This window comes from Vibrio sp. EA2, assembly GCF_033042495.1.
Taxonomy (GTDB): domain Bacteria; phylum Pseudomonadota; class Gammaproteobacteria; order Enterobacterales; family Vibrionaceae; genus Vibrio.
In genome coordinates, this window is the sequence record NZ_JAWLID010000001.1 from 830,973 (window position 1) to 853,263 (window position 22,291).

Genomic DNA, 22,291 nt, shown 5'->3' on the forward strand with positions numbered 1-22,291 from the left:
GAGAGTGTTTGCTTGAACTACGACTTTGCAGTGATTAGATTCCTGATGTCGCTTAGGCTCCTCGGAATGACACACCAGCATGAACATCTTACACATTAATAAATATATCCGGTGGTTCAGCGATTAACATTCATCGTTAGTCGCTGTTTTATAGCAGTTAAATCACCAACGGAAGCAACTCTACTCCCAACACGCCGCTGATTCCCATAACCACCAGCAAAGAGACTTTAAACACCGACTTCGACCACGCAACGTAGTTTTCATCGTCAATGCTGCGGAAAGTCACTTTTGTCCACATAAAGCAAACGACAGCTGCGACAGCCAAGTATTCATACCCTGCTTCACCGAGCAAAAATAATCCCAATGAAACAGCACCAAAGGCCACCACGTACGCTTTCATGTGACGATGCGCTTTATGGATACCCTCTTTGACAGGCAGAACAGGAATACCTGCCTCACGGTAGTCTTGCATGCGGAACATTGCAATCGCGTACGAGTGCGGCATTTGCCACAGGCAGAACATGGTGAACAGCAAAATGGCTTCTAAGCTAATGAAGTTCGTCACCGCCAAGTAACCAACTAAAGGCGGAACAGCGCCAGAAATACTGCCGACCAAGGTGCCATACACGGAATTACGCTTGTACCACATGGTGTAAAAGAACACGTAGTACACGTAACCGAGAAGGACAACAACGGCAGAAAGTGGATTGGCGAGTTGAAACAGTAAGCCCGTTCCAACCAAAAGCAGAACCAAAGCATAAACAAACGCGACATCAATATTGATGTTACCTTTTGCTAGCTCACGGTTCTGAGTGCGCGCCATCTTTTGATCGATATCGCGGTCAAAAATATTGTTCACCACACAACCTGAAGCAATCACCAGCCCCACACCAGCCAGCGTTGTCAGAAACAACGTCAGGCTAGCAGGTTCTGTTTTTGCGGCGAGGAAAAAACCCGCCGCAACAGAAATCAGGTTGCCGAAAATAATGCCCGGTTTGGTGATAGACAAATAACTTTTCAGCATACCTTGGCCTACAACTTCATGTTGACGTTCATGTTGTAGATGATCCAGATCGAACCTGCGATCAGGATGAGCACAACAATGGCAGTAAACATCAGTGAAACCAGATTCCAGCGACCGTCTGAGGTCTTCGCTTCCATATGCAGGAAGTATTTGAAGTGCACAAAGATCTGAACCAATGCACAGCCAAATAGAATCGCGTATGTCGTGGTCTCCGGCAGAGATTGCGCCCAAACAACGTAGAATGGAATCACCGTAAGAATAAGCGACGCAACGAAGCCTTTAACGTAATCAGACGCACTTGTTTCAATATGTTGTCCCATTACATTACCCCCAGTAAGTAAACGATGGTAAAGACACAGATCCAGACAATATCCAGGAAGTGCCAGAACAGGCTCAAGCAGTTAAAACGCATCGCCATGTTATCGTTCAAGCCTTTGGTAGACAGTTGGTGATAAGCAATCGCCAACCAAAGCAGACCAAATGACACGTGCAAACCGTGCGTACCTACTAGCGTAAAGAACGCAGAAAGAAACGCACTTTCCTGAGGGCCGTAGCCTTCAGCGATCAAATGATGGAATTCGTAAACTTCCATGCAAATGAAGCCAAGACCTAGCGCAAAGGTAATTTGCAGCCAGCGTTTAAGACCAGCAACATCATTACGTTTCATCGCGATCATGCCAAAACCAAATGTGATACTACTAAATAGCAGCAACATGGTTTCAACAAACACGAAAGGCAATTCGAAAATATCTTTACCCGTTGGGCCAGCAATCGAGTTGCTAGATAGTACTGCGTATGTTGCAAACAAAGTTGCGAACAATACACAGTCACTCATCAGGTAAACCCAGAAACCAAACAGCTTGTTGCCGTTAGTATCGTGGTGGTGATCATGGTCATGATGAGCAGCGACATTAGTTTGCATATGTCACCTCCAGATCGTCTTTGCTTTCGTTGTCTTTCACTGAATCTTTCTTCGCTTCTTCAAGCTGAGCACGACGTGCTGCTTCAATGGCTTTGATTTCTTCAACTTCCACGTAGTAATCCACGTCATCGTTGTAACTGTGTTTGATACTCGTCACGATGATAGCAACCAGACTCAAACCAGCCAGCCACCAGATGTACCAGATCATGCCAATACCGAATAGCAGTGACCAAGCAGAGACATAAATACCTGTTGCCGTGTTCTTAGGCATGTGAATACGCTCGTATTCCACTTCCTTAGTTGGATCAAACTCACCACTTTGCTTTTGGTACCAGAATGCATCTAGCACATCACCTTTTGGAAGGTGCGCAAAGTTATAGAACGGCGGTGGTGAAGACGTTGCCCACTCAAGGGTACGGCCACCCCACGGGTCACCAGTAAGATCGCGGTTTTGTTCACGGTCACGAATACTTACGTAGATCTGGATGAACTGAGAAAGTACGCCCAGAGCAATCACTACCGTACCAGCAGCGGCTACTGCCAATAGTGGGAAGAATTCCGGGTTGATGTCTTGGCTAAGACGACGAGTCATGCCCATAAAGCCCAACGCGTATAGCGGTAGGAACGCCATCAAGAAACCGATGATCCAAAGATAGAACGCACGTTTGCCCCAAGTTTCATTCATGGTGAAACCTGTCGCTTTCGGGAACCAGTAAGTGATCGCTGCAAAACAACCAAACACTACGCCACCAATGATAACGTTATGGAAGTGAGCAATCAGGAAGACTGAGTTATGCAGAACGAAGTCCGCACCCGGTACCGCCATCAATACACCCGTCATACCACCAACGGTAAAGGTGATCAGGAAGCCAACCGTCCACAACATTGGAGTTGTAAAGCGAATACGCCCTTTGTACATGGTGAATAGCCAGTTGAAAATCTTCACCCCGGTCGGGATGGAAATGATCATCGTAGCAATACCAAAGAAGGCGTTTACATTCGCACCAGAACCCATTGTGAAGAAGTGGTGTAGCCAAACAACGAACGCGAGAATGGTAATTACAATCGTTGCCCATACCAGCGAGGTGTAACCAAATAGCTTCTTGCGAGAAAATGTCGCCGTTACTTCAGAGAACACACCAAATATCGGCAGGATCAAAATGTACACTTCTGGGTGGCCCCATGCCCAAATCAGGTTGACGTACATCATTACGTTGCCGCCAAGATCATTGGTAAAGAAGTGCATACCCAGGTATCTATCCAGCGTTAGTAACGCGATAGTAACCGTCAGGATTGGGAAGGAAATGATGATCAGGATGTTTGCACACAGCGATGCCCAAGTGAAAACAGGCATTTTCATCATTGGCATTGAAGGCGCACGCATACGCAGAATCGTTGCGAAGAAGTTCACACCAGTTAGCGTTGTACCAACACCCGATATCTGCAGTGCCCAAATCCAATAGTCGACGCCGACTCCCGGACTTGCCTCAATACCTGACAATGGCGGATACGCCAACCAGCCAGTACGACCAAACTCACCCAAACCTAGTGACATGTTCGTTAGAATCACGCCAACAACAAACAACCAGAAACTCAGGTTGTTCAGGTACGGGAAAGCCACGTCACGCGCGCCAATTTGCAGCGGAACGATGATGTTCATCAAACCAATAACCAATGGCATTGCAACGAAGAAAATCATGATCACGCCGTGGGCGGTAAAGATTTGGTCATAGTGGTGCGGTGGCAAGTAGCCTGCTTCACCAGCAGAGGAGAGTAGCTGCTGACTACGCATCATTACTGCGTCAGCGAAACCACGAATTAGCATTACCATCGCAACCGCGATGTACATAAAGCCAAGTTTTTTATGGTCTACCGAAGTAAACCATTCATTCCACAAATACTGCCATTTTCCCGCTTTAGTGACAGCGTAAGCTACGCCTAAGCCAACCAAAGCCACTATCGCTAAGGTAATAACGATGATGGGTTCATGGAATGGGAATGAATCCAGAGTTAATCTTCCAAACATTGCGATTATCCTTGGTTTTCAGGCAAACAGTTCATAGAACCCGGATGCTGAGTCACGACGTTACTGAACAGGAACGGAGGTACGCTTGAGAACAAGGTCACTGGTTCAGCGATACTCGGCTCTGCGAGCGTGCTGTACTGTACCCAGTCTTCAATGCGGTCTGGACTCGCTTTCACTTCCTGCACCCAGTTAAGGAATGCAGCACGGTCAGGCATAGCCGATGCAGTAAACTTCATTTGCGAGAAACCTTCGCCACTAAAGTTCGAGGCAAAGCCCTTGTAATCACCTTCGTGGTTAGCAATCAGATTTAGCTTGGTTACCATGCCTGGCATCGCATAAATCTGAGTACCTAAACGGGGGATAAAGAACGCGTTCATGATGTTATCGGACGTCAGTTTGAACTGGACAGGAACATCTTTTGGAAACGCTACGTAGTTAACCGTCGCGATGTTTTCTTCCGGGTAGATGAACAGCCATTTCCAATCTAGCGCAACGACTTCTATCGTCATTGGTTTTACGTCACTTTCCAGAGGCTTAGACGGCTCTAGTTCGTGAGTAGAACGCCATGTGATAGTGGCTAGAATCGCAATAATGATGATTGGAATGGTCCATACCACCACTTCGATTTTGGTCGAGTGCGACCACTCAGGGGCGTACTCTTCATGAGTGTTACTTGCGCGGTATCGGTAGGCGAAGTAAATCGTCATAAGAATCACGGGGATCACGACGATCAACATCAGCAAAAGAGCCGTGATGATCAGCTCTTTTTCCTGGACACCAATAGCACCTTTGGGGTCAAGCAAAGCAGAATTACATCCTGAGAGCAAAAGTATGACGGACGCCAGACTCCCTCTCGATAAGATGCGTTTGTATCTTGAGGCTTCCATTAACTTTCTCGATGGTTGTCTGGTTTCTAAGCAAATGCCGAGAACCAGTTGTTATAGTCATTAGAATGTTTATGTGTTGAGCGTATGCGACATTGGACGTCAAAACGCAATTAAACCCCACAAGTAGTGTGAGTTTATTGTTACACTTTGAAATACAATGTTACATTCGGGCGCATTATGAGGAGTTCGAAGTCAAAGCTCACGAGCCATATATGGAAACTAACATTTCAATTTTCGAACAAACAATAAGGATGAGAGCTGGGTTAATGGCTGATGTCATCAGTGGTAATAAGCCACCAAACCACAAGGCATGCTGCTTTACTGAATGAAAGGTCGGTAAATAATTGAAGATTTCATCATCCAAACCAGGTGAGGAACCTGGTCAAATTTCAAACCCAAGAAATGTGATCTAGATCAACTTAGTGATTTCACGTAGTTTTTACATGGTATTTATCAATCGAGCATAGTTAAACGTAAAAACATTCATAAGGTAAATAACTTCCCGTGCCGAGTCATCAATGACACAAACGAAAGGAAAAGACTCGCTAAATAGACTGTTATGGGAACCTCCCAAAGAGGTTTCTTACATACGCAGACCGCCGTCTATCTCAAGTACCCTTCCGGTAAAGTATTCGTTTTCTAAGATATATTTAACGGCCTGTGCGATTTCCTCCGCCTTCCCCATCCTTCCAAGCGGAATGAGTTTTTCCAAACGTTCTATCACTTCTGGCTTCATATTTTCTGCCATAGGAGTATGCACAACACCCGGTGCAATCGCTGCAACACGAATACCATACTGTGCTAACTCACGAGCCCAAGTCGTCGCCATGGTGGCGACTGCAGCTTTGGACGCGGAATAGTTGGTTTGACCAATGTTTCCCGCTCGTGCAACGCTGGAGATATTAATGATCACACCACGTGACTGACTTTCGATCATTTTCACCGCAGCCTCTCGACCACACAGAAAAGTCCCTGTCACGTTTACCTTCATCACCATACTGAACTGCTCAAGAGACATCTTACTGATCACGCCATCTTTCGCTTTGACTAACAAGCCATCCCGGATTACACCAGCGTTATTGATAAGCCCGTTTAATTGCCCGAAGTCTTGCAGGATCTCGTCAAATGCGCTTTCTACTTGCTGCTCATTGGTGATGTCTAACTGGTAAATGAACGCCTTACCACTTAACATTTGGCATTGCTGTTGGGTTTCACGTAATCCACTTTCATTAATATCGAGCAGCGCCAAGTCGGCTCCCGCACGTGCAAAAATAATCGCCATCATCTGCCCAAGCCCCTGCCCTGCGCCAGTAATGGCAATAACACTGTTGCTTAAATCCATGGCTGTACTCCAACGCTTTATGATGACTTTCTGCAACGCCGAAATGTTTATCACACGGCAAAAAGTCACTCTCGGTGATTACTAAATTCCTTTTTGCTCAGTCTGGCCAGTTGGGAATGACGAAGGCGGTAAATGGCACTCACTAACCTGACAGCGTCACTCCCTAAGGCGAGTTGAGGAGCATGATAGAGAATCTGTTATGTTTTAATCTCCATCATTTTTGATTTTTATAGAACTCAAACAGGCTGGAAAAATCGAGTTCCCCATGACCACTTGAGTTATGAAACGCATACAGATTACGAGCAAGCGATCCCATAGGAACTGAAGAGTGCGTTTGCAATGCGGCATCCAGCCCTAATCCCAAATCTTTTAACATCAATTTACTCATAAAGCCCGGTTGATACTGGTGACTTGCCGGCGCACTTTCCATCACTCCTGGACAAGGATTATAAAGCTCGAGTGCCCAATTTCGTCCCGAGCTTTGCAGCATAATATTTGAGAGAACTTTAGGATCGAGGCCATGATCAATGCCAAGATTCAGTGCTTCACAGGTTCCTGACATCAAAATGCCCAGCATCAGGTTATTACAGATCTTTGCCATCTGACCATCACCGGCTTTACCAGCATGGAAAACGTTCCTACCCATGTACTGCAAAATGGCATTCGCTTTTGAAAATGCCTGATCAGAGCCACCAACAATAAACGTTAAGGTTGCGGCTTTTGCTCCCGTTACCCCACCCGATACCGGTGCGTCGACAAATAACAATTGTTTATTTGCAGCCTCATTCGCGACGAGTCGTGCTGAGTCCGGATCAATCGTAGAACAATCGATGAGTAGGGTATTCGGAGCAACAAGATTAAGTACTCCTACGCCACCATGTAGGTCCCCCAGGTAAGCGCTTCTGACCTGTGATGGTGCTTGTAGCATGGTGATAACGGTACCAGCCCCATCCACCACTTCTTCTAATGAACTGGCAACGATGCCGCCAAATGGTTCTAGCTCTTTCGCCGCTTTGCTGTCCAAATCATAAACTTGTACATTGAACCCAGACGCCAGTAAATTCTGCGCCATCGGACTCCCCATATTGCCTAAACCTATAAATGCAATGGTGCTCATGGTAATTCTCCTTCGTTCTCTAACTCCGCAAGTGGATGCTCGTCTCTCGACCAAAGCGGTGTGAATAAGGTATCAATAAGGTCCTCATCGACTTCGGGTACACTTTTAAACATCCAGTTTGGTTCATCATCTCGATCGATCAGTCTCGCGCGCACGCCTTCTTTAAACTCGCCTAACAAAGCGCAACGAACAGAAAGCGTCAGTTCCATCCGGAAGCAGTCTGCCAGTGGTAGACTATGAAATTCCTTAACTTGTCTAAAACAAATATGCGCCGTGATTGGGCTACCCGCAGCGAACGTCTTTTTGGCGTTTTCCAGCCACGGATTGATGTTGTCCATTGCCATAATTCTCTGGGCAATAAGGTTGAGATCGACACCTTTGCAGGCTTGTTTAATTTGCTCCAAGCATGGTCGAATTTGTGTGGTTGGCTTGCTATCAATAACTCCTTCTTCCATTAAAGTTAACAGAGCCGTCACCAGCTCTTTAGCATTACTGCTTCCCCACGGTAGTATTTGTAGCTCCTGCAATAACGTTGGGTAATGCTCTTCCAGTAGTAACCAATCGGCAAAACCAATTGTGACAGCGTCACTAGAATTAACTAATGCACCAGTCAAACCAAGAAATAATCCGACCTCAGGATCTATTTGGCTTAAGAACCACGTCGCCCCCACATCGGGATAAAGGCCGATATTAATTTCCGGCATTGCCAGACGCGATTTTGGCGTGACCACTCTATGGCTCGCGCCCATGAAGAGCCCCATTCCACCGCCCATCACAATGCCTTCTCCCCAAGCGATAATTGGCTTGTTATAGGTATGGATGAGGTAATCACACTCATACTCCAAGGTGAAGTAACGGGTACAAAACTCGGCAGTTGTGTCTTTCCCTTTATCGTGCATGACATCGTAAATAGCCCGTACATCACCACCTGCGCAAAAGGCTTTTTCTCCGGCTCCGTTGAGTACGACACACACTAAATGGGGGTCATCTTTCCATTTCAGCAACTGATCATGGAGCTGAACTAACATATCGTAGGTAAGCGCATTTAAAGATGACACATTGTCTAATGTCGCCACACCGATTCGGTGAATGCCGTCTGTACAATCCATCTCGGTGATCGTTACCATCCCTGCCATTTGAACTCCTATTGGTTTTTCCATTTCGGTTGACGTTTCTCAAGAAACGCACGTACACCTTCTGTCTGATCTTCGGTATCAAAGAGATTAAGAAATAGCTCTCGCTCTTTGACTAATCCATGTTTTCTCGGCGCTGAACGCATGTTTTGAATCAGGATCTTGCATGCCGCGACAGAAGACGGAGACTGATTTGCCACTGAACCTGCCAGTTCTATCGCTTTGGGTAACGCTTCTCCTTTTTGTACCAGTTCCTCTGCTAAGCCTAGTTCTTTTGCCCGGCTCGCGCTGACTTGTTCACCACAAAGAATCATACGTTTAGCCCAACCCTCACCAATTAATGCGGTAAGATTTTGCGTACCACCAGCACAAGGCAACAACCCAACTTTTGCTTCTGGCAATGCCAACACGGCTTGTTCTTCAACGACTCGAATATCACAAGCCAACGCCACTTCTAATCCCCCGCCCATGGCATAACCGTTTATCGCCGCAATAGAAACGCCGCGAAAGTCTGAAAGCGTTTCAAAAGCCTCTCCAAATGCGCGTGCCATTGCCGATGCAACCGCTTTATCTCCGTCAGAAAACAGTTTGAGATCCGCCCCAGCAGAAAAGAACTTTTCCCCACTACCTGTTATCACCAGTGCGTAAACGTCTTTATTCTGATTCAATTCAAGTACCAGATTTTTCAATGCATTTAAGCTTTCCACAGTCCAGGTGTTAGCAGGTGGGTTATTCATGGTAATGACAGCAACGTGATTGCTGATTTGGTGTTGAATCGCTTGTTGACTCGTTGGCATAGATCGAATCCTTTCTAATTGAAAATGATCGAATAGAGATTCACAGCAGCGCCGATGACTCGGATAACAAACGCCGCGCTATAATCAACCGCATTATCTCGTTGGTGCCTTCCAGAATCTGGTGCACACGCACATCTCGGAAATAGCGCTCCATTGGGTACTCTTTGATGTATCCGTAACCACCATATAACTGCAGAGCTTGATCGCAGACTTGGAATCCGACATCCGTTGCGAAACGTTTTGCCATTGCACAGTACGTCGTCGCGTCAGGATCGCCTTTATCGAGCTTGCTCGCGGCATAACGCACCAGTTGTCTTGCAGCAACCAGTTCTGTCGCCATATCCGCTAATTTGAATTGCAGCGCCTGAAATTGTGCTAATGATTTACCGAACTGTTTTCGTTCCTGCATGTACTGAGTAGCGTGGTTGAGTGCCTGTTGCGCCGTACCAACAGAACAAGTTGCGATGTTAATTCTTCCCCCGTCGAGACCTTTCATCGCGATGACAAAACCTTGCCCTTCTTCACCCAATAATTGACTGGTGGGAACGGCGACGTTTTCGAATGTGACGGCACGTGTCGGCTGGCTATTCCAGCCCATTTTGGGCTCTTTACGTCCGTAACTGATGCCTTTAGCGTTTGCCTCGACAACAAATGCGGAAACTCCTTTTGCGCCTTGCTCTCCGGTCCTTGCCATGACTACCAAAACATCAGTATCGCCAGCGCCAGAAATGAACGTCTTACTGCCATTAAGAATATACTGGTCCCCTTGTTTGGACGCAGTAGTAGTGAGTGACGCCGCATCAGATCCAGCGTTGGGCTCTGTTAGACAGTAAGATCCCAGCCAATCTCCGGTGACTAATCGAGGGCAAAACTTTTGTTTAACCTCATCCTGTGCAAAGCTTGCCACCATCCAACTCACCATATTATGAATGGTCATAAATGCAGTTGTTGATGTGCATCCCATGGATAATTGCTCAAAAATGATCGAAGCGTCCAAACGGCTCAGCCCTAAACCACCCTGTTCTTCAGGCGTATAAAGGCTCAAAAAACCTAACTCACCGGCTTCACGTAAAACCTCTTTGGGAAAGATTTGCTTCTCATCCCATTCCGCAGCCATTGGGGCGAGCCGTTCTTGTGAAAACTGTTGAGCGGTATCGGAGAAGGCACGTTGGTCTTCGTTGAGTTCAAAGTCCATAAAACCTCCTTGCTGATGCTTTAGCGCAAATGAATCGTCAGGTTTGGGCCACTCGGGATGTCATCATCGAACCAGCGTGACGTCACCGTTTTGGTTTCGGTGTAGAATCGCACGGCTTGCTTACCATACGCATGGAGATCGCCATAGAAACTGCCTCGCCAGCCAGTAAAAGAGAAAAATGGCAAAGGCACTGGAATAGGCACATTTATTCCCACCTGGCCCACTTGTATCTCATGTTGGTATTTACGCGCAGCCGCACCGTTGGCGGTAAATATCGATGTGCCATTTCCATAAGGATTACGGTTGACCAGATCAATAGCCTCTTGCAGAGTGTCCACTTCTATACAGACCAGCACTGGTCCAAAAATCTCTTGAGTGTAAATCGACATGTCTGTGGTCACGCCGCTAAACAAGGTCGGCCCAACCCAGTTACCATCAGGGAATCCATCCACTTCGCACTCGCTGCCGTCAAGCTCACACACCGCGCCTTGTTGTTTGCCTAATTCTATCAAGCCTAAAACGCGCTGTTTTGCCTGCTCACTGATCAGTGGCCCATAGGCCGCCTCTTCATCATCCCACGCACCAGGATGTACTTTTGCCATTTCGTTTTTGAGATCGGCAATCCAGGCTTTCGAATCACCAACAAACACCGCAACTGATATCGCCATGCAGCGCTGACCTGCAGCCCCAACGGATGAACCGACTAAATTGTTTATTACCTGTTCTTTGTTGGCGTCTGGCATGATCACCATATGGTTTTTGGCACCAGCAAAGGCCTGTACCCGTTTAAAGTGCTGCGTACCCGTGGTGTAAATATATTGAGCGACCGGTACGGAACCAACGAAGGACACAGCACGAATATCTTGATGGGATAGTAGAAAATCTACCTGCGCCTTACCGCCATGAACAATCTGCAAGACACCTTTCGGTGCACCCGCCTCTTCAAACAATTCAGCAAGACGAATCGACGTTAAAGGCACCTGCTCTGAAGGTTTTAGAACGAATGTATTGCCACTGGCAATCGCGACTGGAAACATCCATAGCGGGATCATTGCAGGAAAGTTAAACGGGGTGATCCCGCAACACACGCCCAAAGGTTGGATTAACGAGTAACTGTCGATATCAGTCGCCACGTTTTCTACCGTTTCACCCATTAGATTACTGGCAATATTTGCGGCTTGCTCAACCACTTCAATTCCGCGCCAAACGTCTCCTTTGGCATCGGCTAAAATCTTGCCTGTTTCATGCGAGAGCAATACCGCTAGTTCATCATGATGCTCTTTCAACAAATGTTGATAACGAAGCATTAATCGCGCTCGCTCTGAAACCGCCACTTCTTTCCATGTTTGGAACGTCGCTTTAGCACTGTCGATGGCGGCGTGCATCTCTTCATTGGTTGAATTCGGCACATAAGCAATCACATCATTAGTGGCAGGATTAGTGACTTCCATCCAATCTGCGGTTTGAGATTCACGAAACTCACCGCTAATAAATAAGGGAACCAAACGAGTCATCATAGACTACTCCTTCGTAAACGTTGCGTGAATTAAAGTGGCACCTCGATAGCAATTGCCGTCGCTTCTCCGCCACCAATACAGATTGCGGCAATCCCTTTCATGGACTTTTTGTTGGCTGAATCCCCGTCGACACCTAAAGCCTGTAGCTGACGTAAACTGTGGATCAACGTCACCAGAATCCGTGCGCCACTCGCACCAATAGGATGCCCAAGTGCGCACGCTCCGCCCTTGATGTTGACTTTATCAGGATCGAGCCCCAGTTCAGCGATAGCGATTTGTGTAACAACAGCGAATGCTTCATTGATTTCCCACAGGTCAATCTCATCTATCGTCCAATCGAGTTTAGATAACAGTTGCTCAATCGCGTAAACAGGGGCGAGCGTAAATTCTGCCGGTTCTCTGGCATGAGTAGCGTGGCCTCTTATAATGGCCAGCGGTGAGAGATGACGGTGCAGAGCGGTTTCCTCGTCCATTAGGACAAGTGCGGCTGCACCATCTGAAATTGCGCTCGAATTAGCGGCAGTGACTGAGCCATGAATATCAAACGCCGGTTTCAGTTGAGCCATTTTTTCAAAGTTAATCGAACGCGGGTGTTCATCGTAATCAAACAGTACAGACGACAACTTACTACGAACTTCTATTGGAGAGATTTCCTCAGCAAACATCCCTTGCTCTTGTGCTTCTAATGCACGCGTTGCTGACATCGCAGCCCACTCGTCCATTTTTTCGCGACTAAAGTGGAGTCTGTCAGCAATTTGCTGTGCATACACCCCCATCAATAGGCCTTCGTAAGCATCTTCTAAGCCGTCAAGGAACATGTGGTCATATACGGACTGATGCCCCATTCGCATACCGCTTCTCGCCTCTTTCATCAGATAAGGAGCGTTCGTCATGCTCTCCATACCACCTGCGACGGCCGTTCGAATAGTGCCTGCTTTGATCAGGTCATGCGCTAACATCACACTCTTCATCCCGGATCCGCATACCTTGTTGATCGTGGTGCAACCAGTAGAAAGAGGCAATTCGGCTTCGAGCGCGGCCTGCCGTGCTGGTGCCTGACCGCAGCCCGCCGGTAACACGCAGCCCATAAACACCTCATCGACTGAAGTTTGCTGTGCTTGCTGAAGCGCACTTTTTATCGCGATAGCCCCGAGCGCTGGCGCTGAGTGTGTTTGGAGTTGTCCTTGAAAGCGACCTATTGGCGTTCTTTTCGCACTGACAATCCAGATGTCATTTTCCATGATTCCCCATCCTTAAACGGTGTATCACAGCCTACAAATTTACCCATCACAGTCGCTATCAAAAACTTTCATACCCGCTTAAGTTTCAAATCAAACGACAAATCTTTCGCACCGTGATTTCTTGACGTTTACGTAAGCATAGCACTAGCCTTTACAGTGAGGTAAAGAAACAAGTTGATAAAAGAATAATTTTCCTCCGACCTTTCACCACAGGGGCCGACTTCGAGAAGCTGTTTTTTGTTTGAGGTAAGTAATTTGAGGTAAGTGTGTGATGGAAAAGTATAAAATTAGCGATCTTGCTAAAGAGTTCGATATTACTACTCGCAGCATTCGATTTTATGAGGATGTTGGTCTGATTGAGCCTGAGCGAAAAGGCAATATGCGTGTATATCAGCGCAGAGATAAAATCCGTTTAAAATTGATATTAAGAGGAAAACGACTCGGCTTCTCACTCGCAGAAATTCGTGAACTGTTTGAATTGTACGACCTTCAGCAAAATGATGAGCAGCTGCTTAAAATGCTCAATATCATTGAAGAAAAACAAGCGGTGTTGCAACAACAAATGAATGATATCGGGGTTGTAATGGGTGAACTAAATGCCGCCAAAGAGCGTTGCTTACAAACCCTGCAAAAACACAACAAAATATCGACGCATCCCTAGACTCCTGTTACGGGGGAAAAATTATGAAATCTATGTATACCCCACTTAAATTCGGCCTTGGCGAAACCATTGACATGCTAAGGGACCATGTTAACGCCTTTGCTACTGAGCATATTGCTCCGATTGCTGCGCATATCGATCACAATAACCAGTTCCCCGACTATTTGTGGCCACTATTTGGCGAAATGGGATTGCTCGGCGTGACAGTGGACGAAGAATATGGCGGTGCAGGAATGGGGTATCTTGCTCATGTCATCGCCATGGAAGAAGTCAGTCGAGCTTCTGCCTCTGTCGGGCTTAGCTACGGTGCCCACTCCAACCTCTGTGTTAATCAAATTTTCCGCAATGGCACTGCAGAACAAAGAAAAAAATATCTCCCTAAACTCATCGACGGTTCTCAGGTCGGCGCACTTGCGATGAGTGAGCCAAACTCCGGTTCAGATGTGGTTAGTATGCAACTTAAAGCCGAAGACAAAGGCGATCACTTCGAACTCAATGGCAACAAAATGTGGGTGACCAATGGCCCGGATGCTGATGTTTTAGTGGTTTACGCCAAAACCGATCCTGGTGCTGGTTCGAGAGGAATCACCGCATTTATTATCGAGAGAACATTTGAAGGATTCAGTGACGCGCAGAAACTCGATAAATTGGGGATGCGTGGATCCAATACCTGCGAACTTGTTTTTACTCATTGTGTCGTACCAAAAACAAACGTTCTCGGTGAATTAAATCGAGGAGTGGAAGTATTAATGAGTGGCCTTGATTACGAGCGTGTGATCCTTGCCGGCGGACCGTTAGGGATCATGCAAGCTTGTATGGATATTGTGGTGCCCTATGTACACGAGCGTAAACAGTTTGGTAAATCCATCGGTGAGTTTCAGCTTGTTCAGGGTAAGCTTGCCGACATGTACTCGCGTATGAGCGCTGCCAAATCCTATGTTTACACCGTTGCTTCGGCCTGTGATAGAGGGGAATGCACTCGCAAAGATGCTGCCGGTGTCATCTTATACAGTGCCGAACTGGCCACACAAATCTCTCTCGATGCCATTCAACTCCTTGGTGGCAACGGTTACGTTAACGAATATGCAACCGGAAGATTGCTTCGTGATGCAAAGCTGTATGAAATCGGCGCGGGTACCTCTGAGATTCGCCGGATGTTAATCGGGCGAGAATTATTCGAGGAATCACGTTAATCACGCTCCCGAAAAAGGAAGTCTTTATGGCCATTATAAAAAGTAAAGCCAAGCCAACGGATGAGCTGTTTCTTTCCAACAAAGCTGCAATGCTAACGTTGGTGGATAGACTTAACGCGGACATCGAAACCATTAAACAAGGTGGTGGCGAAAAGGCCATCTTACATCAACAAAGCAAGGGAAAACTCCCCGTACGAGAACGCGTATCAAAATTGCTTGACGATGAGAGTGCATTTCTGGAAATCGGTCAATTTGCTGCCTGGAATGTGTATGACGAAACCATTCCCTGCGCTGGGGTCGTAGCGGGTATTGGAACGATTAAGGGGATTCCGTGCATGGTGATCGCCAACGATCCTTCCGTCAAAGGCGGGACCTATTACCCACTCACAGTAAAAAAACACTTACGAGCTCAAGAGATCGCTCAACGTTGCCGACTCCCTTGCGTGTATTTAGTCGATTCTGGCGGCGCAAATCTACCTCATCAGGCTGAAGTGTTCCCTGATAAAGACCACTTCGGACGTATTTTCTTCAATCAGGCCCGAATGTCAGCCAAAGGGATACCGCAAGTTGCAGTGGTTATGGGCTTATGTACCGCTGGTGGCGCGTACGTACCCGCGATGGCTGACGTCTCCATAATGGTTAAAGAGCAAGGTACGATATTCCTAGCCGGACCACCGCTGGTCAAAGCGGCTACAGGAGAGGTTGTCACCGGAGAAGAGCTCGGTGGAGCGGATGTCCATTGCCGAAAATCAGGCGTGGCGGATTACTATGCGGAAAGTGACGAACACGCCTTAGCACTCGCTCGTGAAGCAATCGGCAATGCCAATCAGGAACCACTACCTAAAGCAGAACATGCCATTTTACCGCCACGCTATGACGCTGAGGAGATGTACGGCATCATCAATGCCAACCTTCGCTTGTCATTTGATGTACGTGAGATTATCGCCCGCATTGTCGATGATTCAGATTTTGATGAATTCAAAGCACTCTATGGCAGAACGCTTGTTTGCGGCTTTGCGCGACTCCATGGCCACCTGATCGGTATTGTCGCCAACAACGGCATTCTATTTTCTGACTCTTCACAAAAAGGCGCGCACTTTATTGAGCTGTGCGCCAAACGTAAAACTCCTCTGCTCTTTCTGCAAAATATCACCGGTTTTATGGTCGGCAAAAAGGTAGAGGAAGAAGGCATAGCAAAACATGGAGCGAAGCTGGTTATGGCCGTCGCGTGTGCTGAAGTGCCCAAGTTCACCATCATCATAGGCGGATCTTACGGTGCAGGTAATTATGGCATGTGCGGCCGAGCTTATGATCCTACAATGATGTGGATGTGGCCAAACGCACGCATATCGGTGATGGGCGGAGAGCAAGCTGCAGGGGTATTAACGCAGGTTCGGAAAGACATAAAAGAGCGCAAAGGTGAAACCTGGTCGGAGCAAGAAGAACACACATTTCGTGAATCGATCATAGACTTGTATGAGACACAGGGTCACCCATACTACGCAAGTGCACGCTTGTGGGATGACGGAATTATTGACCCAAAAGAGACTCGCCACGTATTGGCTCAGGCGCTCGATGCGGCACGTAACGCACCGATTCATCCTAGCGAGTTTGGTATCTTTAGAATGTAAAAAAGCAGAATGTAAATGTGGGATAGAGATAAGGAAACGCATATGCAGGAACTACAACCGAGCATTATTCCTAATGCTGAAAGGCAAGATGATGTGCTTTGGCAGGTCGATCAATACGGAGTGGCGACCATCACACTAAACAGAACAACAAAACACAATGCGTTTGATGCCTGTATGATTGACCTGTTGATACATCGGCTTGACTATCTGGCATTAAGAAATGACGTTCGGTGTCTGGTTCTCCGTAGCAGTGGCGAGCACTTTTCCTCTGGTGCGGATTTAAGCTGGATGAAATCAATGGCAAACAGTACACGCAAAGAGAACCTAATTGATGCGCAAAATCTTGCCCGCTTAATGGATACGTTAGATACGTTTCCGCAGCCAACTATTGCCGTCGTTCAAGGTTCAGCATTTGGCGGGGCTTTGGGCTTAATTTGTTGCAGTGATATCGCCATCGCGAGTAAGTCTGCCAATTTTTGTTTAAGCGAAGTAAAACTCGGGCTCGTTCCGGCCACGATTGCCCCTTATGTCATGCGGGCGATGGGCAACCGACAAGCCCGTCGATACATATTAAGTGGCGAAGTGATTTCTTCCGATGACGCAGAGCGTTACGGTATTGTTCATGAAGTCCGGGATGCAAACGACATTGAAGACGCACTTAATCAGTTGATCGAATCACTTGTGCTAAATAGTCCTGATGCGATGCGCCAGGCAAAAGCCCTGTGCCAACAATGCCATCAAAATCCAATAGATTCTCACCTGATCCAATACACGAGCAGATTAATTGCCGATATTCGAGTGTCGCCTCAGGGGCAAGAAGGCTTACAGGCATTTCTTGAAAAACGTCCCCCAAAATGGATACCGACTAAGAAGCCGGAGGAAAAATGAAACTGCCCTCAACGGTAAATATTGTCGAAGTAGGAGCGCGGGATGGGCTGCAAAACGAGCAGCCCGTCTCGACACAAGCCAAAATCAGACTGATCAATTTGTTGTCCGATACTGGTTTAACGCATATCGAAGCCGGGTCTTTCGTTTCACCCAAGTGGGTGCCACAGATGGCCGACTCGAAAGAGGTGATGCGGGCAATTACTCGGCGTGGCAACGTCATCTACTCAGCGCTTACCCCAAACTTGAGAGGGTTTGACATTGCGCTTGACTCTGGCGCGAATCAAGTCGCTATTTTTACTTCCGCTTCAGAAGGTTTCTGCCAGCACAATATTAATTGCTCAATTTCAGAAAGTCTGACTCGATTTGAACCAATAATGGAGCAAGCAGCGAAACACGGTATTCCTGTACGAGGCTACCTGTCGTGCGTGATCGACTGTCCTTATGACGGCGCGACCCATCCCAGCCAAGTGGCAAGTGTCGCTAAGAGTCTCATCAATATGGGCTGCTATGAGGTATCACTCGGTGACACGATAGGTACTGGCACTCCGCATCGCGTCAGTGACATGCTGGAAACGGTCATTGCCGAAGTACCACACCAGCAATTAGCCGTCCATTTTCACGATACGTGGGGACAAGCCCTTGTGAATATTTATCAGGCGCTGATGATGGGCATCAATACCATTGATAGTAGTGTTTCGGGTCTGGGTGGCTGTCCTTACGCTCACGGTGCGTCAGGAAATGTGGCGACTGAAGATGTGCTTTACCTTTGTCAGGGGCTGGGAATTGAAACTGGCGTTGATTTAGAACTGCTAGCCAAAGCAGGCTGGGTGATCAGCGACGAGTTACAGCGTCAACCCACATCGAAGGTTTCATTGGCGTTACGTCATCGCTATGAGTAACAGACACTATGTAAACGCGCTTCTTTCGCTACATTTGTAGATTGATTTGGGATATGTTCAGCCATCATCGTCATTCCGAGGAGCCAGAGCGACATCAGGAATCTACTAACGGTAAGCTCCGTAGTCGAGACCAACTCCTTGGTCGCTTTTCAGAATCGCAGATGATTTGAACCAATCATTGGCTGTTAATTGAGTGGCGTTGCTTTCTCTTTACACTTCGTACTTAGCTTTATTACCGATATCAAAGTGCAGTGGCATTCTCCACTTAGCGATCGATAGGTAACCCATAATGATGCCTGCCAGTAACATGGCAATGGCGGCAACGTTCAAAAAATCAAAGTAGTGAGCAAGAGTGGTCACGACAAGTAGAATCGGAACGAATTTTAACCCAGGCACTTTAAAGCAATAAGACTCTTTAAGCGCGATGCCTGAGAATGTTACAAAAACAAACCCAAGCGACAACCATACTCGGCTTAAATCATAATCACTTAACATTAGCACTAAGCCAATCCAGCTCGACCAGCTGATGGCTAGCCGAACCGTCTTGCTGTAAATATGAATATTAGCGGCCGAAAACGCCGCCGAAATACCAATCATGACAAGTACACTGCGGTAGTACTCACCTAGCCCACCAAACCAGCCGAAAACCAATGCAGAAAGGCCTAACAGGGAAAGAGAAAATACGCTGATACCTAGTCGATACAGGCAAACACTCAGCTTATCTAAAAAATCTAATTTTTCTTCATGCTCAGTATCCGCCATAAGTCATTATCCTAGCGTTGTTTGGTGAGTCCGACGTATTGCTACGAACGGTATCAAATACGTTTCGGCAAACGGAATCTGCCGCTGGTGCGATAAATGACGAGGGAAAACAAAATGAGCATACAGCCAATAAATTTGTTGGTCGTCAGTACTTCACCATACCAAAGAATACTCAATACTACTGTCCATACTGGCTCTAAAATCATAATCAAAGCGGCATTACCCGCTTGGACAAACTTCTGCCCCATCGTTTGCATTACATAACGTAAGCTGGTCGCGAGCAAGGTACTAAGCGCAAACCACCACCATATTGATGCATCAACTTCACTTGGCAGTGACTCCATAAAATAGGAGACCACTAAACCAAGACAGCCCGCCGAAAATAACTGTAGGCAGGTCAGCAATAACACAGGTAGCTTCTGTGAGTATTTGCTGTTTACATTAAAGTGTAATGCCAAGAGCAGAGCCGCGCCAAGAAACCAAAACTGACTGGCAGACTGCTTCCACCCGTCTGCCAGGGAAAGAAAGGCTAACCCAATAACGGCAATTGGTAATGAAACCCAGAATATACGCTGCGGTCGTTGACGAAACATTACCCAGGCAACAATAGGAACAAACAACATCGACAGGCTCATGATGAATGCACCCTCGCCTAACGTATCACTGATTGAAATCGCGTAGATCCACGTCATTACAGCACTACCCAACAATAAGCCGACGCCACTTGCCGATAAAACATCGCTTAACCTCGCTGACAACAGAGGTCGATAGCATAAAGGCAGTAAGCAGAGTGACGCGATGGTAAATCGCGAACCGATAAAGCCAAAAGGAGGTAAGCCTTGTATGGTCTCTTTAGAGAAAATCCAGCCAAGTGCCGCAATCATGGTCGTAGCAACAAGAATGATAGTCGCTTTATGTTCTGAATTAAGCATAATTACTCACAAAATCACCCGGTGATGAGTTCATCGAACGAGTTTTTGACGTCGAGAAAAACGATGGAAGTTATTGTTTAAGAATCACAAATACAGGCAAGAAATGAATGAAGAATGGAGCATGCTGACGTTTGCGAGACACAATTACTATACATGAAACTAACAATTTCAAAAGCGTTAATCCGCGCCAGATCACATTGCATGCCTGGCGAGGAAACATCACTCACATTTGAATAGTAAGTCGTTACTAGAGCGTGCGATTGAACTGAGCGACCGCCTCAACGACACGGCTTGCGCCATCTTGAATATCATTCATGACGTTGCCTGCTTTCTCAGACAACTCAAGGGTATTCAGCGCATCTTTTTGGCATTGAGAAATCAAATCGACAGCGTTATTGGTCCGATCCAAGTTTTCTTTCACCATCGTGACAATGTCATCAGTCGTCGCGTTGGTACGACGTGAAAGTTGCCTTACTTCATCCGCAACAACCGCAAAACCTCGTCCATGCTCTCCTGCTCTAGCGGCCTCAATGGCAGCGTTCAACGCAAGCAGATTGGTTTGATCTGCAATCCCACTGATATTCTTTACCAATTCGCTAATTTTCGCTGAGTGGCCTTTGAGTTCCTCAATCGCGGTATTCGCTTGCTGCATCTGATCCGAAAGTATCTGCATATTCTCAACCGTTGCCCCAATAACTTGCTGGCCTTGAATCGTTTGCGTCCCTGTTTCTTTAGACACTTCGTTCGCTAAGTGAGCGGCTTGCGCCATCGACTGCTCTTGGAGAACTTGCTCAGTAATATCGGTGGCAAACTTCACTACTTTGTACAGCTCTCCTCTATCGTTGTGTATTGGGTTGTAAGAGGCTTCCAACCATACAGCCTCACCATAACGATTTAGTCTCTTAAAACGCTCAGAAACAAATTGACCGCTCGCCAGTTTTTGCCAAAACTCCTCATAGGCGTGGGATTCCGCTTCTTCCTGAGTACAGAAAATTCGGTGATGCTTACCCGTAACTTGTTCTGACGTATAACCCATTGTTTTGAGGAAATTATTATTCGCTTTGAGAACGACACCTTCCAAACTAAACTCAATGACCGCCATAGAGCGATTCAATGCGTTGAGCATATCTTCTTGCTCACGAGAGGCTTTGATCGTTCGAGTCAATTCTGAAGCACACACGGCAAAACGGGTAACTTTTCCCGTGAAATCAAAAATAGGTTGAACCATAGAGCGCAACCATGCTTCTTCACCATCCCCTTTAGAAACCTGCATAGCACCATTCCAAAAGGTGTTGGATAATACGCACTGCTTCATCCGCTGAAAGTGCTCTGTATTTCTCGCTTTAAATGGAACAAGCTCAGTGATGTGCTTTGCCAACACCTCTTGCTCAGTTAGATTCATCTGTTGCAAAAAGTTCTGGTTAACAGACGTAACGTTACCCTCGGTATCAAGGGAGAGCATTAACATATCCTGATCAAGGCTTTGCTGCACTTGGGTAAGACTGTACAGCTCTTGCTTTAATTGCTGATTTTCTTTTTGAAGCGACTTACTAAAAAACATGACTTCCCTTATAAGGCCTATTTTGATTGTCAAAAGCTCAGTCATTTAATGACGTTAAGTAGAGATTGAGGTTGTTACAAACAAACCACAAAATTATACATTTGCCACATATACACCACAACACAATGCAATATTACAATAAAAATGTGAGCTATCTATCTTAAAGGTGCTGTCAGATTCTACTTGCTTACTTTAGTGGTTGACTCAGGGATTTTATTGGCTGGAGCACGACCTTTGTTACCATGAACAACGAAACGAACACTTTCTTTCTGGTATCGACTGAGGTAACGCTCAACAGTCCTGCGGGATTTGCTGAGCAAGGTCGCAGCACTATTGAGACTGATGCTGCCATCTATGATTTTGCTAATGATATCGACAGTAAACTGTGATTTTGAATCCATGTAGAACATCCTTAGCCCTCTTTAAAGCTAACTTGATTACTCTAGAGGTACCTAATGAGTTCCATCAATTTCGCTCGGTAGTTATTGCAATGACCAAGTCGCTTGGTAATTAAGGGACGACAGAATCGCTTGTTGATCACACCCGAAGCTAGGAATCGTAAA

The 22,291-nt window shown here is 46.6% G+C and carries 20 protein-coding genes and 2 pseudogenes; 5 read left to right on the top strand and 17 right to left on the bottom strand.

The window, feature by feature from the left end; translation table 11 throughout:
• Positions 1 to 157: 157 nt before the first annotated feature.
• The 12 genes from cyoE to RXX31_RS03765 form a co-directional block, all read right to left on the bottom strand.
• Positions 158 to 1,072 carry a heme o synthase gene (gene cyoE / locus RXX31_RS03710; RefSeq protein WP_317587881.1) on the bottom strand — a complete coding sequence of 305 codons (915 nt, stop codon included), beginning with the start codon at positions 1,070 to 1,072 and terminating at the stop codon, positions 158 to 160.
• Positions 1,033 to 1,344: a cytochrome o ubiquinol oxidase subunit IV gene (gene cyoD / locus RXX31_RS03715; protein WP_317587758.1), complete on the bottom strand. Its 312-nt coding sequence runs from the start codon at positions 1,342 to 1,344 to the stop codon at positions 1,033 to 1,035. The genes cyoE and cyoD overlap by 40 nt, the downstream gene beginning before the upstream one ends.
• Positions 1,344 to 1,946 carry a cytochrome o ubiquinol oxidase subunit III gene (gene cyoC / locus RXX31_RS03720; RefSeq protein ID WP_317587759.1) on the bottom strand — a complete coding sequence of 201 codons (603 nt, stop codon included), beginning with the start codon at positions 1,944 to 1,946 and terminating at the stop codon, positions 1,344 to 1,346. Before cyoC ends, cyoD begins: the two co-directional genes overlap by 1 nt.
• Entirely contained in the window at positions 1,936 to 3,972 is a 2,037-nt protein-coding gene (gene cyoB, locus RXX31_RS03725; RefSeq protein ID WP_317587760.1) for a cytochrome o ubiquinol oxidase subunit I, read from the bottom strand. Before cyoB ends, cyoC begins: the two co-directional genes overlap by 11 nt.
• 5 nt (positions 3,973 to 3,977) lie before the next feature.
• Positions 3,978 to 4,859: a ubiquinol oxidase subunit II gene (gene cyoA / locus RXX31_RS03730; protein ID WP_317587761.1), complete on the bottom strand. Its 882-nt coding sequence runs from the start codon at positions 4,857 to 4,859 to the stop codon at positions 3,978 to 3,980.
• A 583-nt stretch (positions 4,860 to 5,442) separates the two neighbouring features.
• Complete coding sequence (locus RXX31_RS03735; protein ID WP_317587762.1) at positions 5,443 to 6,201, bottom strand: SDR family oxidoreductase; 759 nt, start codon at positions 6,199 to 6,201, stop codon at positions 5,443 to 5,445.
• A 214-nt stretch (positions 6,202 to 6,415) separates the two neighbouring features.
• Complete coding sequence (gene mmsB / locus RXX31_RS03740) at positions 6,416 to 7,318, bottom strand: 3-hydroxyisobutyrate dehydrogenase (protein ID WP_317587763.1); 903 nt, start codon at positions 7,316 to 7,318, stop codon at positions 6,416 to 6,418.
• On the bottom strand, positions 7,315 to 8,454 hold the full coding sequence (locus tag RXX31_RS03745) for an enoyl-CoA hydratase/isomerase family protein (RefSeq protein ID WP_317587764.1): 1,140 nt from the start codon (positions 8,452 to 8,454) through the stop codon (positions 7,315 to 7,317). The genes mmsB and RXX31_RS03745 overlap by 4 nt, the downstream gene beginning before the upstream one ends.
• A gap of 8 nt (positions 8,455 to 8,462) precedes the next feature.
• On the bottom strand, positions 8,463 to 9,248 hold the full coding sequence (locus RXX31_RS03750; protein WP_317587765.1) for an enoyl-CoA hydratase: 786 nt from the start codon (positions 9,246 to 9,248) through the stop codon (positions 8,463 to 8,465).
• A 40-nt stretch (positions 9,249 to 9,288) separates the two neighbouring features.
• Positions 9,289 to 10,443: an acyl-CoA dehydrogenase family protein gene (locus RXX31_RS03755; protein WP_317587766.1), complete on the bottom strand. Its 1,155-nt coding sequence runs from the start codon at positions 10,441 to 10,443 to the stop codon at positions 9,289 to 9,291.
• Positions 10,444 to 10,463: 20 nt separating this feature from the next.
• Entirely contained in the window at positions 10,464 to 11,957 is a 1,494-nt protein-coding gene (locus RXX31_RS03760) for a CoA-acylating methylmalonate-semialdehyde dehydrogenase (protein WP_317587882.1), read from the bottom strand.
• Between the two features lie 32 nt (positions 11,958 to 11,989).
• Positions 11,990 to 13,201, bottom strand: coding sequence for a thiolase family protein (locus RXX31_RS03765; RefSeq protein ID WP_317587767.1), 1,212 nt, complete (start codon positions 13,199 to 13,201; stop codon positions 11,990 to 11,992).
• Positions 13,202 to 13,472: 271 nt separating this feature from the next.
• Here RXX31_RS03765 and RXX31_RS03770 point away from each other — a divergent pair, with 271 nt between their 5' ends.
• The 5 genes from RXX31_RS03770 to RXX31_RS03790 are packed head-to-tail and all read left to right on the top strand — an operon-like array spanning position 13,473 to position 18,473.
• Positions 13,473 to 13,862, top strand: a complete 390-nt coding sequence (locus RXX31_RS03770) for a MerR family DNA-binding transcriptional regulator (protein WP_317587768.1) — start codon at positions 13,473 to 13,475, stop codon at positions 13,860 to 13,862.
• 23 nt (positions 13,863 to 13,885) lie between these two features.
• Complete coding sequence (locus tag RXX31_RS03775) at positions 13,886 to 15,055, top strand: isovaleryl-CoA dehydrogenase (protein ID WP_317587769.1); 1,170 nt, start codon at positions 13,886 to 13,888, stop codon at positions 15,053 to 15,055.
• Positions 15,056 to 15,081: 26 nt separating this feature from the next.
• The gene (locus RXX31_RS03780; protein ID WP_317587770.1) at positions 15,082 to 16,686 is read left to right on the top strand and encodes a carboxyl transferase domain-containing protein; all 1,605 of its coding nucleotides are present in this window, start codon (positions 15,082 to 15,084) and stop codon (positions 16,684 to 16,686) included.
• Between the two features lie 42 nt (positions 16,687 to 16,728).
• Positions 16,729 to 17,574, top strand: a complete 846-nt coding sequence (locus tag RXX31_RS03785) for an enoyl-CoA hydratase-related protein (RefSeq protein WP_317587771.1) — start codon at positions 16,729 to 16,731, stop codon at positions 17,572 to 17,574.
• Positions 17,571 to 18,473, top strand: a complete 903-nt coding sequence (locus tag RXX31_RS03790; RefSeq protein ID WP_317587772.1) for a hydroxymethylglutaryl-CoA lyase — start codon at positions 17,571 to 17,573, stop codon at positions 18,471 to 18,473. Before RXX31_RS03785 ends, RXX31_RS03790 begins: the two co-directional genes overlap by 4 nt.
• Positions 18,474 to 18,683: 210 nt before the next feature.
• On the opposite strand, the gene RXX31_RS03795 is transcribed toward RXX31_RS03790, so the two are convergent.
• The 5 genes and pseudogenes from RXX31_RS03795 to RXX31_RS03810 form a co-directional block, all read right to left on the bottom strand.
• On the bottom strand, positions 18,684 to 19,235 hold the full coding sequence (locus RXX31_RS03795) for a DUF2301 domain-containing membrane protein (protein ID WP_317587773.1): 552 nt from the start codon (positions 19,233 to 19,235) through the stop codon (positions 18,684 to 18,686).
• Positions 19,236 to 19,288: 53 nt separating this feature from the next.
• Entirely contained in the window at positions 19,289 to 20,167 is an 879-nt protein-coding gene (locus RXX31_RS03800) for a DMT family transporter (protein WP_317587774.1), read from the bottom strand.
• 247 nt (positions 20,168 to 20,414) lie between these two features.
• Positions 20,415 to 20,936 (bottom strand): methyl-accepting chemotaxis protein, encoded by a 522-nt coding sequence (locus tag RXX31_RS24800; protein WP_411197965.1) that lies wholly within the window; start codon positions 20,934 to 20,936, stop codon positions 20,415 to 20,417.
• 15 nt (positions 20,937 to 20,951) lie between these two features.
• A pseudogene (locus RXX31_RS24805) lies at positions 20,952 to 21,773 on the bottom strand (PAS domain-containing protein); the annotation flags it as partial.
• A 146-nt stretch (positions 21,774 to 21,919) separates the two neighbouring features.
• Positions 21,920 to 22,138, bottom strand: a pseudogene (locus tag RXX31_RS03810) (ISNCY family transposase); the annotation flags it as partial.
• Between the last annotated feature and the right edge of the window lie 153 nt (positions 22,139 to 22,291).

Excerpts from the sequence above, each read along its gene's own strand:
- RXX31_RS03760 (WP_317587882.1), bottom strand. The coding sequence starts at position 11,957 with ATGACTCGTTTGGTTCCCTTATTTATTAGCGGTGAGTTTCGTGAATCT.
- RXX31_RS03745 (WP_317587764.1), bottom strand. The coding sequence starts at position 8,454 with ATGGCAGGGATGGTAACGATCACCGAGATGGATTGTACAGACGGCATT.
- RXX31_RS03755 (WP_317587766.1), bottom strand. The coding sequence starts at position 10,443 with ATGGACTTTGAACTCAACGAAGACCAACGTGCCTTCTCCGATACCGCT.
- RXX31_RS24800 (WP_411197965.1), bottom strand. The coding sequence starts at position 20,936 with ATGGCGCAAGCCGCTCACTTAGCGAACGAAGTGTCTAAAGAAACAGGG.
- cyoD (WP_317587758.1), bottom strand. The coding sequence starts at position 1,344 with ATGGGACAACATATTGAAACAAGTGCGTCTGATTACGTTAAAGGCTTC.
- RXX31_RS03765 (WP_317587767.1), bottom strand. The coding sequence starts at position 13,201 with ATGGAAAATGACATCTGGATTGTCAGTGCGAAAAGAACGCCAATAGGT.
- RXX31_RS03775 (WP_317587769.1), top strand. The coding sequence starts at position 13,886 with ATGAAATCTATGTATACCCCACTTAAATTCGGCCTTGGCGAAACCATT.
- cyoA (WP_317587761.1), bottom strand. The coding sequence starts at position 4,859 with ATGGAAGCCTCAAGATACAAACGCATCTTATCGAGAGGGAGTCTGGCG.
- mmsB (WP_317587763.1), bottom strand. The coding sequence starts at position 7,318 with ATGAGCACCATTGCATTTATAGGTTTAGGCAATATGGGGAGTCCGATG.
- RXX31_RS03785 (WP_317587771.1), top strand. The coding sequence starts at position 16,729 with ATGCAGGAACTACAACCGAGCATTATTCCTAATGCTGAAAGGCAAGAT.
- RXX31_RS03790 (WP_317587772.1), top strand. The coding sequence starts at position 17,571 with ATGAAACTGCCCTCAACGGTAAATATTGTCGAAGTAGGAGCGCGGGAT.
- RXX31_RS03750 (WP_317587765.1), bottom strand. The coding sequence starts at position 9,248 with ATGCCAACGAGTCAACAAGCGATTCAACACCAAATCAGCAATCACGTT.
- cyoB (WP_317587760.1), bottom strand. The coding sequence starts at position 3,972 with ATGTTTGGAAGATTAACTCTGGATTCATTCCCATTCCATGAACCCATC.
- RXX31_RS03735 (WP_317587762.1), bottom strand. The coding sequence starts at position 6,201 with ATGGATTTAAGCAACAGTGTTATTGCCATTACTGGCGCAGGGCAGGGG.
- RXX31_RS03795 (WP_317587773.1), bottom strand. The coding sequence starts at position 19,235 with ATGGCGGATACTGAGCATGAAGAAAAATTAGATTTTTTAGATAAGCTG.
- RXX31_RS03780 (WP_317587770.1), top strand. The coding sequence starts at position 15,082 with ATGGCCATTATAAAAAGTAAAGCCAAGCCAACGGATGAGCTGTTTCTT.
- cyoC (WP_317587759.1), bottom strand. The coding sequence starts at position 1,946 with ATGCAAACTAATGTCGCTGCTCATCATGACCATGATCACCACCACGAT.
- RXX31_RS03770 (WP_317587768.1), top strand. The coding sequence starts at position 13,473 with ATGGAAAAGTATAAAATTAGCGATCTTGCTAAAGAGTTCGATATTACT.
- RXX31_RS03800 (WP_317587774.1), bottom strand. The coding sequence starts at position 20,167 with ATGCTTAATTCAGAACATAAAGCGACTATCATTCTTGTTGCTACGACC.